Source organism: Marinobacter sp. CA1 (genome assembly GCF_020546665.1).
GTDB classification, from domain to species: Bacteria; Pseudomonadota; Gammaproteobacteria; order Pseudomonadales; family Oleiphilaceae; genus Marinobacter; species Marinobacter xestospongiae.
Window position 1 is genome coordinate 4,446,511 of record NZ_CP071785.1, and the last position, 14,326, is coordinate 4,460,836.

Genomic DNA, 14,326 nt, shown 5'->3' on the forward strand with positions numbered 1-14,326 from the left:
CGCCGGCCAGGGCGCCAGGGGGTTGGAAAGTAAGTTGGATAGTGAGTTGGCCAGAGGGTCGGGGACTCAGCCCGCCGGCATCAGGCCAACCGCCGACAACGCCTCGGCAATCTGGTCCAGGGCCTGGGGGTTGGCCAGGGCGTCACGGTTGTCACTGCGGGCGGCACCGTTGATCAGTCGGGCCACCGCCAGCTCCACCTTCTTGCCGCTGCGGGTGTAGGGAATGTCCGCCACCTGCACAATGTGCCGCGGCACATGGCGGGGGCTGGCACCCTCGCGGATGCGGGACTTCAACCGCTTCACCAGGGCTTCATCCATAGCCTCGCCCTCGGCCGGCACCACCAGCAACACCACTTCCACATCGCCGTCAATCTGGCGTCCGACCACCAGGCTGTCTTTCACCGCAGCCTCGGTCTCCACCTGCCGGTAGATCTCAGCGGTACCGATGCGCACACCGCCCGGATTGAGGGTAGCGTCGGAGCGACCGTAGATGATGGCGCCACCGTGCTCGGTGAACTCGATGAAGTCACCATGGGCCCAGACCCCCGGGTAGGTATCGAAGTAGGCGCCGTGGTAGCGACTGCCATCGGTGTCGTTCCAGAAACTCACCGGCATCGACGGCAATGGCTGGCGACACACCAACTCGCCGCGGCCCTGGGAGACCGGCTGGCCGTCGTCACCGTAGGCCACCGCATCCACGCCCAGGAAACGGCACTGAATTTCGCCCCGGCGCACCGGCAGCAACGGTGTCGCGCCGACAAAACAGCCACAGATATCGGTGCCCCCCGCAATGGACCCCAGCAGCGCCTGGGGTGCACCGTCGCTATAGATCCAGTCGTAGTCCTCAGGCAACAGCGGCGAACCGGTGGAAAACACCACCCGCAGCGGGCTCTGGTCCAGGGTCTTCGCTGGCGCCAGCTCGGCCTTGCGACAACCGGCAATAAAGCGGGCACTGGTGCCGAAGTGGGTGACCTTTTCGTCCGCCACCGTCTGCCACAGGAAATTGAGGTCGGGATAACCCGGCGAGCCATCGACGGTGATCACCGCCGCCCCGGTCAGCAGCGCTGACGCCTGCCAGTTCCACATCATCCAGCCACAGGTGGTGAAGTAGAGGAAACGGTCATCAGCGCCAACGTCGCCGTGCAGCATCAGTTCCTTGGCGTGGTTGACCAGCAGCCCACCGGCACCATGGACGATGCACTTGGGTTTGCCAGTGGTACCGGAGGAATAGAGGATGTAGACCGGATGCTCCGGCGGCAACGGGGTGTAGGAAGGCGCCTGGCCCTCACCGGCCGCCAGCGCGTCCTCCCAGGTGGTCACCCGGTCACCGGATATCGGTGGCTGGTCCGGCAACTGCTGGACACTGACCACACAACGCAGCGAAGGCAGACCGGCGATCAGTTCGGCAAACTCCTGCTGGCGCGGGAACACCTTGCCGCCGTAGCCGTAACCGTTCACCACCACCAGCGCCGCCGGTTCAATCTGGCTGAAGCGGTCGTTGATGGCCCCAACCCCGAAGTCCGGCGATGCCGAGCTCCAGATGGCTCCCAGACTGGTGGCCGCCAGCATCGCGACCATGGCTTCGTAGCCATTGGTCACCACCCCGGCCACCCGGTCGCCGGCGACAATGCCCTGGCCACGCAGGAACGACTCCAGCGCCCCTACATCCGCCTTCAACTCGGCGTAGCTGCGGCGCAGCACCGGCCGGGTTTCGCAGTAGGCGACGATGGCTTCCCGGTCCGCCAGCTCACCCTCAGCGTGGCGCAACAGGTTGGCGGCGAAGTTCAGGGTCATGCCGGGGAACCACTCGGCACCGGGCATGGTGCGACGCCCAAGCACCGCATTGGCCGGACGGTCGCAGATCAGACCGCAGAAGTCCCAGACCTTCTGCCAGAAGGTTTCCAGATCGTCGATGGACCACTGGTGCAGGGCGTGGTAATCGGCAAAGGGGCCATGGCCCTGCTGCTCCAGCCAGTGTTTGAAACGGGCCATCTGGCTGTTGTTGAGGGCCGACTCGGTGGGGCTCCACACGACATCGGCGGGTTGGTTGTCAGTCATGGTGTTGCTCTCTCCTGTTCGCGCTGCCGTTTACTGCATGTGCCAGCCATGGCTTACCACCACCGACTGGCCGGTGAGGGCCGCCGAGGGGAAGGCAGCCAGATGCACCGCCAGTTCCGACACGTCCTCGACGGTGGTGAACTCACCGTCGACGGTGTTCTTCAACATCACGTTTCTGATCACCTCCTGCTCGGAGATGCCCAGTTCCTTGGCCTGTTCCGGAATCTGCTTGTCCACCAGTGGCGTGCGAACAAACCCCGGACAGATGATGTTGCTGCGGACGCCGTGGCTGGCCCCTTCCTTGGCCACCGCCCGGCACAGACCGAGCATACCGTGTTTGGCCGCCACATAGGGTGCCTTCAGCGGCGACGCCTCCAGCGAGTGGACCGAGCCCATGTACAGCATCACCCCGCCATCACCGGCGTACATCTGCTGCAACGCCGCCCGGGTCACCAGGAAGGCGCCGTCCAGGTGTACCCGCATGACCTTCTGCCAGTCGGCAAACGCCAGCTTGTCCAGCGGGTCGATGTGCTGGATGCCGGCATTGGCGAGGGCAATATGCAGGCCTCCCCACTGGTTGACGATCTCCGCCACACCGCGATCCACCGCCTGCTCATCGGTGACGTCCATGGCCAGTCCCATGGCGGTGCCACCGGCAGCCTCAATGGCGCGGGCGGTGTCGGTGGCGGCATCGCCGTCGAGGTCAGCGACCGCCACCCAGGCGCCCTCACGGGCATAATGCTCGGCAATGCCGCGGCCAATGCCACGGGCACCACCGGTGATCAGCGCAATCCGCTTGTCTAAACGCATTCTTGAATCTCCTTAAACAACGTCACCGGGGCTAGTCGTAGGCGACACTGGGCAGCCAGGTCGCGATTTCCGGCACCAGGAACACGATGGCCAGGGCCACCAGCTGGATAATGATGAACGGCACCACACCCCGGTAGATATCGGTCACCTTGATCTCCGGCGGCGCCACCCCCTTGATGTAGAACAGGGCGAAACCCACGGGCGGCGTCAGGAACGAGGTCTGCAGGCACATCGCAAAGAGGATGGTGAACCACACCAGATCAAAGCCCAACTGCTGCACCACCGGCGCCACCAGCGGCAGGATGATCAGGGTGATTTCCACCCAGTCGAGGAAGAAGCCCAGCAGGAACACCCCGAACAGAATGGTGAGGATCACGCCATAGGGGCCGAAAGGCAGACCCAGCAGCGCACTCTCGATCACCTCATCACCGCCGAGACCCCGCAGTACCACCGAGAACGCCGTCGCCCCCAGGAAGATGGCAAAGATGAACGACGCCGTGCGGGTGGTCTGGTAGAGCGAGGACCGCAGCACCGGCAGGTTCAGGCGACCGGCAAACAGCGCCAGCAACAGCGCGCCCAGAGCCCCTACACCAGAGGCCTCGGTCGGCGTTGCCAGACCGGCAAAGATCGACCCCAGTACCCCCAGGATCAGCGCCGCGGTGGGCACCACCGCCTTGCAGACCTCCCAGATCACACTGATATCCACCTTGCCAAGCCCTTCCGGCACCGGCGCCACATTGGGCTGCAGCAACGGCCTCAGGATGGCGTAACCGACGTACATGGTGCCCAGCATCAGGCCGGGCAGGAAGGCCCCCATGAACAGGTCGCCCACCGACGCCTCGGGCACCGCCAGCCGGTCCGCCATCAGTACCAGCATGATCGACGGCGGAATAAGGATGCCCAGGGTGCCGGTGGCACAGGCGGTGCCGACGGCAAAGCCCTTGTCGTACTTATTCTCCATCATCACCGGCAGGGACAGCATGCCCAGCAGCACCACCGAGGCACCGATGATGCCGGTGGTGGCCGCCAGCAGCACACCGATCACAATCACCGTGACGGCATAGCCACCACGCACCGCTCCGAACAGCTTCACCATGCTGTTCATCAGTCGCTCGGCAATGCCGGACTGATCGAGCATGATGCCCATGAAGATAAACATCGGCAGCGCCACCAGGGTTTCGCTCTCCACGATCCCCCAGATCCGCTCCGGTGCCAGCCCCATCGACGAGGGGTAGTCAAACCACAGGTTGGCGCCGAAATTCTCCACCGCCACCACACCGACCACGGTCCAGATCACCGCAGTACCACCCAGCACCCAGGCAACCGGGAAGCCGGTCATCAGCAATGCTCCAAAGGTCAGGAACATGCCAATTACGAACAGGGTTTCAAGCTCCATCAGGCCGCATCCCCTTGTTGATCTTGTGAATGGGTCTCAGGCTGCGACGTCCGCGGTTTCAGCGGTCGCGGAAAACCGAACAGCAGCGCGGTCACCTTGAACAGGCGGGATACCGCCGCCAACGCAATCAGCATGAAGGCCAGGGCCAGGATGGCCTTGAGAACCCAGCGATGGGGCAGCCCTGCGGGCGCCTGGCTGGTTTCCCCGACCTGGAAAGAGCTGAGGGCGTAGGGAATCATTTCGTAGATCGCAATGCCCAGGAAGGGCAGCAGCAGTAACAACAGGCCGAACAGTTCGATCCAACCCTGGGTCTTCAGACTCAGGCGCTCGTGGATCACATCCACCCGCACGTGGTCGTCCACCACCAGGGTGTACGCCAGCCCCAGCAGCCAGCCGGCGCCGGCAATGTGCCACTGCAGTTCCTCCAGCAGCACCGAGCCCTGGCCAAAGGCGTAGCGGCCAACCACCGCCCAGATGATGACCCCGGTGACCACCACCCAGAACCAGGAGGCCAGCTTGCCGATTGCCGTCAGCGCCCGGTCGAGCAGGCGACTGATAGCGGTATCCGGCAGTTCGGTGTGGTGATGGATAAGCTCATCGGCATCGGTCACGGTCGGGTGACCGGAGGGTCCTTGATCAGACACCGTCATGGAAGAGTCCTCGCTTAACAAGCCAATACTGCGAAGCAGCCATGATCCCGGAAGACCATGGCTGCGGCTCGCCAGGCCGGCAACGCCGGCTGGCGGTTGACGCGCCCCGGATTACAGGTCGCTTGGCAGGTAGGCGCGGCTGTCCCACACCTTGTAGGTTTCCATGAATTCCTGCTGGCTGTCGTAGACCCGTTTGAAGTCGGCGTCACGCTCGGACTCCTCCTCCAGCACTTCCTCGGTCACCGCCTTGAGCTCCAACAGTACCTCGCGGGGGATCTGGTCAGCCTGGACACCTTCGTCCTGGAAGCCGGCCAGCACCGCACCGTTGCGATACTCACCCTCGGCCAGACCCAGGGTAGTGGCGGCGGTACAGGAGGCTTCTACCAGCGCCTGCTGGGACTCGCTGGCGCCATCCCACTCATCCTTGTTGATCAGCAGGTACTGGGCAGTGAACTGCTGGTGCCAGCCCGGGAACAGGTTGTACTTGACCACCTGGTTGAAGCCCAGGATCTGGTCGATGGCGGGCATGGAGAATTCGGTGGCATCGATGGTGCCTTTTTCCAGCGCCTGATACAGCTCGCCACCCGGAATCATGGTGACCGACGCGCCCAGGCGTTCCAGCACCTTGCCGCCGAGACCGGCGAAGCGGATCTTCATGCCGTCGTAGTCTTCCAGGGTTTCGATCTTGTTGGCGTACCAGCCCGCCGTTTCGGGCCCGATGATGCCGCAGAGCTGGGCGTGGACGTTAAAGCCCTTGTTGGCGTAGACCTGTTGCAGCAGGTCATGGCCGCCACCGTAGTAGTACCAGCCGATATAGGCCCAGGGCTTCATACCGAAGGGAACCGCGGCGAACAGCGGTACCGCAGGCACCTTGCCCTGGTCGTAACCGATCCAGGTGTAGCCGGCGGATACCTTGCCGTCGGAGACGGACTGCAGGATATCGAATGGTGGAACCAGCTCACCCGGCTCATACACCCGTACCCGGATGCTGCCGTTGGAAGCGGTGGTCAGGTTGTCAGCTACCCAGGCAGCGGGAGAGCCCAGACCGGGCAGGTTGGTGGCAAAGGCGACGGGCATTTTCCAGCGCAGGTCGTCGGCAACGGCACTGGTGGACAGGGCGATAGCACCGGCAACGCCGGTCATGGCCTTGAGCAGTTTCATCGATAAGTCTCCTAATATTGTTCTTGTAGGTTGCCCGCCTGGCATCGTCGGGCGGGTCTGGCCTGAGTGTAGTCAGACAGCGCAGGAAACAGGAAAGACTGAGGACGGTAGGGTTGAGCTGTCGGCGTCATTCTTGTTTTCTGCGTTGTTCTGACGTCCTGCCTGACAGGAATAGCAGACACCGTGCCAAACCACAAAAATACAGTAAAAACAGGAGACTAAAGAGATCGGAGCAATGTAGTGGAAAACCGAAATGTCCTGACTTCCAGACACACTTAGACAGAAGTCTAAAAGGCCCGTCCTGAAAACCGGACAGGCGTCCAGGATTCAGGACATTCGCGCCAGCTTTTCGTACAACACCGAACGAGAGATGCCCAACAGTTTTGCCGCCCGGGTGCGGTTGCCGCGGCTGGCCACCAGGGCCTCTTCAATGGCCTGGCCCTCCGCTTCTGCCAGGGTCTGGGCCAGCGGCCGGATGGGCCGCGGCACCAGCGATGGCGAGGGCCGATTGCCGCCGCGGGGCAACACCTTGAAGATGGCATCGGCATCCAGACGGCCGGAGTCTTCCCCCATGGTCAGCGCCCGCTCCAGCACGTTGCGCAGCTCGCGGATGTTGCCGGGCCAGTCGTAACCGGCCAGCGCCGACACCGCAGCGTCGGTGATCTCGCCCCGCAACTCCAGACCCTCACACAGGTCTTCCAGAATGGCCTCGCACAACACCCCGAGATCCGGCAGCCGGTCCCGCAGCGGCGGAATGGGAATCTCCAGCACATTCAGGCGGTAATAGAGGTCGGAACGGAAGCTGCCCTCTGCCATCATCGCCTCCAGGTTGCGACTGGTGGCGGCTATCACCCGCACGTTCACCGGCACCACCTTGTTGGAGCCCAGCGGTTCGATCTCACCTTCCTGCAGCGCCCGCAGCAGCTTGGCCTGCAGTGCCAGGGGCATGTCGCCCACTTCATCCAGGAACAGGGTGCCGCCGTTGGCGAGCTGGAACTTGCCGTCGCGGTTGCGGCGGTCCGCGCCGGTGTAGGCCCCGGGGGCGACACCGAAGAACTCCGCTTCCAACAGATTTTCCGGAATCGCCGCGACATTCACCCCCACGAACGGGCGGTCGGCGCGTCCGGAAGCCGAGTGGATGGCCTGGGCCAGCACCTCTTTACCGGTCCCGGTTTCCCCCAGCAGCAGCACCGGCACGTCCCGGCCAGAGGCCAGGCGGGCCCGGCGCTTCACTTCCAGCGCCGCGGGGCTGGCGCCGACGAAATCCCCCAGGCTGTAGCGGGTGCCGCGGGTCTTACGCGCCAGGGCCTTACGGGCCGCCACCAGATCCTGGTGCAGCCGGCGGTACTTGCTCACCAACGGGGTCAGTGGCTGCAGGTCGTCGTACAGCACAAACGCCACCGCCCCCATGATGTCGCCGTCCTCATTGAAGAACGGCAGCCGGGTCACCACCAGTTGCTGGGTGTCGTGCTCCATGATGTCGAGCAGCAGCGGCTGGCCGCTCTGCACCACCTCATGCATCCGGGTCTGGGGAATGACACCTCGAACATCCTGGCCAATGACCCCGCGGGGATCGGGCAGCCCCAGCAGGGCGGCATAACTGGCGTTGATCCAGGTGATACGGGCATCCCGATCCACGGCGATGGCGCCGGCACTGGCTTCCTCAAACATCGGAAACAGCGCTTCGATCAACTCCCGGGTCAGCCCACTTTTGTTGTTTTGGCTAAACGGCTTGGTCATGAACTCGCTACTGGCTGGAAAAAAGTCTGTCATGATGATGAACCTGCCAGAGGTTATCCCGCGGGACCGGGGTTGGCAATCCAGGCCACCAACCGCCAGCCCCGCAACGTGGGGGATCAGTCCGGGATGCGGACCTGATTGTCAACGAAGTGGATACGATCCGCCTGCGCCGGCGCCGGCTGGATCGCCGGCAACTGCGCCAGGGTCAGCGCTGGCGCACCAGCACCACGGGGCTGGGGCCGTACCACCTGGCTCGGCGGCAACTCGGCCCCGGTGGTCAAGCGGTCGTACACCAGATCCAGCGCCTGCAGGTAGTAGTGGTGCAGCGGCACGTAGCGGGCATCAAAACCGGGAAAGGCATTGAATGCATCCAGGTGATGGGCGTTCAACACCTCGTAGTAACGCAGCCCGGAGGTGTCACCCTCAACCCGGCGGTTGAGACCGAAGTAAGGCCGCGAGGTGTGGTTGATTGGCAGGATGGCGTCGGCCCGCCCGGTCACAAACACCGCCGGTTTGCCCTGCAGATCGCCACTGGCCCGCACCGCCTCGATACCAGAGCTGACGCGCTCGGCCTGGGCCTGCAGCGGGGCCGACAGCGCATCGCCGGTGACCGGATCGAGGCCGTCCACCAGACTGCGCAGGCACAGCAGCGCATCCAGGCCATGGTCGGCGAGGCCGCTGGAGGTGGAGACCGCATCCGCCAGACGGGTGGGCACCCCGGCGGCCTGGTCATACACCAGCTGCACCCCGGACGTCGGCGGAATGCCGTTGCTGGTGGCGTACAGGAGCGCCTCCTGGGCATCCGTCAGCGGGATCACGGTGCCCTGGTCACCGGTGGCCGCCAGCGACAGGCCGCACAGCGGTTGGTTGACCGGGAACTCGCCATAGGCGTTGGCGTAGGTCATGGCGATGGCCTGGGCCACGGACGCACCGTAGTGGCTGGGCGCCACCAGGTTCTGCTCCGGCTGGATGGCGTACTCGTCATTGAGAATGCGCAGGGCATCGGTGGCCTGCTCGTCCAGGGTCGCCCCCGTCACCAGGCCCTTGGCCGCCAGCGCGGCACAGGTGTTCTCGTTGACGTCGACGTTGTTCAGCGCGGCATTGAAGGGGGCGTCATCCCGCACCGCCGGCGCCCGGTTGGCACAGCCCTGGTAGAGGGCAATGGCGGAGGTGTAGTCCAGCAGGCTGCGGCTGTGCCCGGTAATGACCGGGCCATCGCCCTGGCGCAGGGTGAAGCTGCTGTCCGGCGTCGGATTGATGTTGGGCTCGGATACTGCAACACCGTCAATCCAGCCGTTATCATCAAGCTCGGCCGCCCGCACCGAGGCACCGCCACCGTTGGAGACGCTGGAGGCGATCACCAGGGTGTTTTCCGGCGTCAGCACCACGGTACGGCCATCGTCGCCGTGGGGTTTGCCATAGCGCTGGTTCAGCACATAGAAACCGAACTCGATTGACTGCAACACATGGCGGCCCCAGTCCGCCTCCGGGTTGTCCCGGGAATGGGCGTGCTTGAACGCCAGCCGGTCCGGGTGACTGGTGTTGAAGGCCTGGCGTTCGGCGTCGGTGAGATCGGTGCGAAACAGCACCGGCGTGTCTTCGTCATCACTGAGGGTGCCGTCCAGACGCTGGGCGTTATTGGTCATCAGATTGTGACTGCCGGTTCCGGTGCCCTTGTCGGTGTACACCACCGCGCAGCCCTGTTTCAGCCCCCATTCTCCGGCGGTACCGATGGCACCGTAGATGCCACGGGAACCGGAGGACGGTGCGGTCACCATACAGGCCTGTTCGGTGTCAAAACTGGCGGGCACCTGCACCATCACGGTGACCGGGTGATCGGCGCCGGGCACCGTTGCCAGTGCCAGGGTTTCGGAGCCTGCCACCAGGCCATCGTCGTTACGCCCAACCTGGGGTCCGTAGAGTCGGCCATAGCCGCCGTCGGCGGTCATGTCCGCCAGCGCCCGGTAGTTGGTGTAAATCGCCAGGCGGCGCAGTTCCGCCGGCGTGGGATTGAGGCTGTCGGCAAACGCCGGTGCGGTGGCGCTGGCCAGACCACTGCCACCGAGACCGGCGGTCAGCAGATCGTCGGTGATGCCGTCGTAATCCTGCTGCTGTATTTCGCCGGTGATAAAGCCGGGCAGGGTGTTGAGTTGGGGAGAATCGTCGTTGTCGGAGCTGCAGCCCACCAACAGAAAGGCCGCCGCCAGGCCCGTGGGAATGGCCAGCCGTGCGCGATTGGTCATGACATGTTTCCTTACCGGTGTTGTTGTTATTGAACCGCGTTCCAGCGATCGGACGTCGCCGGACGCCGCAGCCACCGATGCAGATCCCGGGCCAACGACACAACCGCTTTAAATTCAATGAGTTAAAGTGATTCGAGCGGAGCATCGGACCCGCATGTCCGGATATCAGGACAGACAGAATCCGGCGATTCCCGGTCGTTACACTGGCAGGGTGGGCCTCAGGGGGCAAAAGCAGGTACTCACAGCCGACGTCCTGGAATCCGGACACCGTCCCACTTTCCGGACAGACGGGCGCAGCTCAGTCCAACACCGACCGCAAACCGTCGATGGCTTCCACCAGGCCATCCGGCTGGCGTTCCCGCGACCACACCACGTAGGAAGGGTAAGGGAATTCCGGTGCCAGCGGCACCCGATGCAGTTCACCACGGGCCAGGTAGGGTCGCACCGCCCGCTCGCGGAAATAGCCGGCGCCCCCGGCCTGGAGAATGAAGCTGAGCGCCAGCGGCCCGAGGCCAACAAAGACGTTGGAACGCCGCAGGGTGGGAAAGGCCTGATCGTGGCGACGGGAGAATTCATCCCCCCAGTCGACATAGACGTAACGGTCCGGGGCGCTGATGGCCCCTTCCGGTTCGGTGCTGACCATGATCAGCCGTTCCTGCTGCAACAGTTCGGTGGCCAGATCCGGGTGGTACAACGGCGAGTACATCACCGCGAAATCCAGCAGGCCGCGCTCCACCTTGTCCAGCAGACTGGCGGGCTCTTCCACATGGGTACGCAGGCCGATGTCGGGGTGATGCTGGCGCATCCACACCAGCCAGTTCAGCAACAGCGGGCTCCACAGGCTCTGCTCCCCGCCCACGGCCAGCATCTGGCGCTGCTCCGGCGCCATATTGACCTCATGCTGGGCCCGCTCCCACACCTGGATCAGCGCCTGGGCATGGCGCTCGAAGCGGCGGCCTTCCAGGGTCAGCAGGGCACCATGGCGGCCCCGATCGAACAGGGTTCGGCCCAGTTGCGCCTCCAGGGTTTTGATACGGGCGGTGACGGTGGTCTGGGACACACTGAGCCGTTCGGCCGCCTGCATAAAGCTCCCAACTTCCACCACCACCAGGAATGTTCGCGCCAGTTCGGTATCCATGGCCGAACCTTACCTCAAAATAATTGCTGGTTAGTAGCAATATAATTCGTTATTTATGCATTAATGAGGGTGGGATACTGGCTCCGCCAATGTCGGCCAACCTTTTCTATCCGTAGGCTTGTCATGACCAATGCAATCGAACACCGCGACGTTTGGTCGTCCCCCTGCCTGCTGGGACAACCCGACGCTCACCTGCTGACACCGGAACCCGCCGGACGGGAACTGGCCCTGGTAAACAGCCTGTCCCGGGTCTTCGGCATTCACCTGAAATCCGCCGGGCGGGACACCGACCATCCCATGCTGAGCAACCTGACGCGGCTGTTCCACCGGGTGACGGTGGACGCTGACACCGCTCTGGAGCGACATCAGGAAGCCTGGTCCAACGTCTACCTGATCCAGCACGGGGTCACCCGGCTGTTCCGTGAGGCCCCCAACGGCAAGATTTCGATTCACCACTTCTTCGCCGAAGGCGACCTGGTGTGGCCAGTGTTCGGCCGCAGCCGGACCATGCGCAACACCCTGTGCCTGTCCACCGTCACCCACTGCACACTGTGGGCTGCGGACTTCCAGGCCTTCCGCGCCACCATTCGCAAACACAGCGAAGGCCAGTGGGCCCGTTTCGCCCTGGCGCTGACCGAGGAACTGGCCGAGCTGGCCACCATGCGGGAGTTCCACAAGCAGACCCTGTCGGCAAAGGAACGCTACGACCTGCTGGTGCGCGACTACCCCGAGCTGGTGCAGCGGGTACCGGACAACCAGCTCGCCGCCTGGCTGGGCGTGGTGCCGGCGACCTTCTCCCGCCTCAAGCGCGCAAGCTGATCCACTGAGCGCGGAGCTGGCACCAAGCCACGTTTCAGCCCCGCGCGTCACGACCATCCCCAGAACATCAGCCACCAGGCGGCCAGTATCGACAGGATCGCCAGCAACGGGCCAACCATGGCCACCATCCGCCGCCCACCGGTGGCATAACCACCGGCAATCTTCCAGGCCAGCACCGCACTGGCAACGGCGCCCAGCGCCAGCAATGTAGCGCGGGCCTCGTTGACCCAGCCCAGGCGGATACCGTCATTGCCCAGCAGCGTCACGGTAATGCCGGTCAGCCCCAGGAACACCCCCAGCCCCGCCAACGGGATCAGACAGTAGCCCAGGTGCCAGAGCCGCGACCAGGACCAGCGCCCCAGCAATCGGTTCGCCAGCGCCAGCAGCATCGCCAGCACCGATCCCAGCAATGCACCGGTGGCGGTGATGTAGAGCAGCAGGGTGACGCCATCGAGCAGGTTGAAGACGTCGTTCTGCGCCGGGTAATTGGTGAGAACCCAGGCCGGCAATGTGGTGGTGAGCGGCCACAGCCAGTCCCAGGACACCAACCAGGTGGCAATGGTCTGCTTGAGGGCCACAAACCAGGGGCTCACGGTCCACTGGAACGACCCCACCGCCACGCCCAGAACGCCGTAGAGCAGCAGCACAAACTCCCAGCCGGTGGGCTGGCCGTCCCGCGGTGGCCGGATCACCTCGCTCGCCGGCGCTCGTAACCGCAGCCGGATCGAGGACTTGTAATCGCTGCAGCGGCCGCACATGTGACAGTCGCTGGTGCTGTCGAGCTGCTTCAGGGGAATCAGCGGCCCACAGTCCGGCGCGGGCGAACGCGGGCGCTGATGTCGGGTTTCACGGTTGAACCGGACCCAGGCGGCCTGGTCGGTGTGGAAATGCACCGGCGCCAGTTTCGCCAGCAGGCCGAACACCCCCCGCACCGGACACAGGTAACGGCACCACACCCGCTTACCCTTGCCATACACCAACCCCACCAGGGTCGCCGCCAGCGTTGAGCCCCCCAGCACCACCAGGGCTCCCAGCGGATACTGGTAGACGCTGGCCATCTGGCCGTACAGGGTGGTGCCCAGGAACGCCACGAACGGCCAGCCGGGCCAGCGAATCCAGGCCGGAATCGGCCGGCCCAGCCCCACCCGGCTGGCCGCCTCGGTGAGGGTGCCCTCCGGACAGAACACGCCACACCAGACCCGTCCCAGCAACACCATGCTCACCAGCACGAAAGGCCACCACAGTCCCCAGAACACAAAAGCGGCGAAGACCGTCAGATGAGAGAGGATCTGGGCCTGGTGATCCGGCAGCGGCAGGCACGCCGGCACGATCAGCAGCACCGTGTACACAACCACCACCGTCCACTGAATCCGCTGAACCCACCGCCGGTGGCGACGCAGGCCATCGCCAATCGCCGCCAGTCGCGAAGGCCTGGCCGTCGCGGGCTGGCCCAACGTCATACCGCCGCCTCCGTTGACAGACCCGCAGCGGGCCGACGCCGCTGCCAGCGCAGTCCAATCGCCACGATCAGCCAGAACAGGCCGTAGGCCAGCACCATGGTCAGGGCCGGCCAGGCGCGGTAGCCGGCGAAATCCGCCAGCAGTGCCCCCACGCCCTGGCCATCGTCGAGCAGCCAACGGCTGTCCCACAGAGGATCAGGGCCCGCTGGCAACAACCCCAGGCCGATCAGACGTTCCACCCCGGCAACCAGCAGTGAGGCAGCCAGCATTAGCAGCAGTATCTCAGTCAGGCGGAAAAACAGCCGCCAGGAGAACAGCCGGGGACCGACCTGCAGCAGGGCAAACGTCAGTAACGCCACCGCCAAGCCACCGAGGGCTGCCAGGGTGAACGACGCCAGGGCGGCCGGGGAGTCCTGGGCCAGGCCCATGCCATACAGGAAGATCAGCGTTTCCGAACCCTCCCGGGCCACCGCAATCGCCACCAACACGGTGATGCCCCAATGGCGGGAGTTGTCAGTGGCGTGGCTCAGCCGCTGCTCGATACCGGCCCTGAGGCCGGCGCCGTGGCGGCGCATCCAGAACACCATCTGTACGATCAATGCGCTGGCGACCAGCACCATCGCGGCCTGAAAGATCGCCTGGCGTTCGCCCTGCAGCCAGCCGTCAGCCTGCATCAAACCGATCCCCATCAGCCCGGCCAATGCCACGCCCACGGCGACGCCAAACCACAGGTAACGCTGCCCGGCACCGCCGGAGGTGCGGGCCAGCCAGGCGTGAACAATACCTATCACCAGAATCGCCTCAACGCTCTCGCGCCAGACGATGAAGAAAACCTGTTCGGGCATGCCGGA

The 14,326-nt window shown here is 64.5% G+C and carries 11 protein-coding genes; 1 reads left to right on the plus strand and 10 read right to left on the minus strand.

Features of this window, described 5'->3' with window-relative positions:
- Positions 1-66: 66 nt before the first annotated feature.
- From J2887_RS20340 to J2887_RS20375, 8 genes are all read right to left on the minus strand, one after another.
- Entirely contained in the window at positions 67-2,058 is a 1,992-nt protein-coding gene (locus tag J2887_RS20340; RefSeq protein ID WP_227172947.1) for an acetoacetate--CoA ligase, read from the minus strand.
- Positions 2,059-2,088: 30 nt separating this feature from the next.
- Positions 2,089-2,868, minus strand: coding sequence for a 3-hydroxybutyrate dehydrogenase (locus J2887_RS20345; RefSeq protein WP_227172948.1), 780 nt, complete (start codon positions 2,866-2,868; stop codon positions 2,089-2,091).
- 31 nt (positions 2,869-2,899) lie between these two features.
- Positions 2,900-4,264: a TRAP transporter large permease gene (locus tag J2887_RS20350; protein WP_227172949.1), complete on the minus strand. Its 1,365-nt coding sequence runs from the start codon at positions 4,262-4,264 to the stop codon at positions 2,900-2,902.
- On the minus strand, positions 4,264-4,914 hold the full coding sequence (locus J2887_RS20355; protein ID WP_227172950.1) for a TRAP transporter small permease subunit: 651 nt from the start codon (positions 4,912-4,914) through the stop codon (positions 4,264-4,266). Before J2887_RS20355 ends, J2887_RS20350 begins: the two co-directional genes overlap by 1 nt.
- A gap of 111 nt (positions 4,915-5,025) precedes the next feature.
- Positions 5,026-6,075 (minus strand): TRAP transporter substrate-binding protein, encoded by a 1,050-nt coding sequence (locus J2887_RS20360; RefSeq protein WP_227172951.1) that lies wholly within the window; start codon positions 6,073-6,075, stop codon positions 5,026-5,028.
- A gap of 327 nt (positions 6,076-6,402) precedes the next feature.
- Positions 6,403-7,815 (minus strand): sigma-54 interaction domain-containing protein, encoded by a 1,413-nt coding sequence (locus tag J2887_RS20365; protein ID WP_227172952.1) that lies wholly within the window; start codon positions 7,813-7,815, stop codon positions 6,403-6,405.
- A 116-nt stretch (positions 7,816-7,931) separates the two neighbouring features.
- A complete protein-coding gene (locus tag J2887_RS20370) occupies positions 7,932-10,058 on the minus strand; it encodes a D-(-)-3-hydroxybutyrate oligomer hydrolase (RefSeq protein ID WP_227172953.1) in 2,127 nt (708 codons plus the stop codon).
- 298 nt (positions 10,059-10,356) lie between these two features.
- Positions 10,357-11,196: a LysR family transcriptional regulator gene (locus J2887_RS20375; protein ID WP_227172954.1), complete on the minus strand. Its 840-nt coding sequence runs from the start codon at positions 11,194-11,196 to the stop codon at positions 10,357-10,359.
- 123 nt (positions 11,197-11,319) lie between these two features.
- Here J2887_RS20375 and J2887_RS20380 point away from each other — a divergent pair, with 123 nt between their 5' ends.
- Positions 11,320-12,015, plus strand: coding sequence for a Crp/Fnr family transcriptional regulator (locus J2887_RS20380; protein ID WP_227172955.1), 696 nt, complete (start codon positions 11,320-11,322; stop codon positions 12,013-12,015).
- A gap of 47 nt (positions 12,016-12,062) precedes the next feature.
- On the opposite strand, the gene J2887_RS20385 is transcribed toward J2887_RS20380, so the two are convergent.
- Both J2887_RS20385 and J2887_RS20390 read right to left on the minus strand, forming a co-directional pair.
- A complete protein-coding gene (locus J2887_RS20385; protein ID WP_227172956.1) occupies positions 12,063-13,475 on the minus strand; it encodes a 4Fe-4S binding protein in 1,413 nt (470 codons plus the stop codon).
- Positions 13,472-14,320: an FTR1 family iron permease gene (locus J2887_RS20390; protein ID WP_227172957.1), complete on the minus strand. Its 849-nt coding sequence runs from the start codon at positions 14,318-14,320 to the stop codon at positions 13,472-13,474. The genes J2887_RS20385 and J2887_RS20390 overlap by 4 nt, the downstream gene beginning before the upstream one ends.
- Positions 14,321-14,326: the final 6 nt, after the last annotated feature.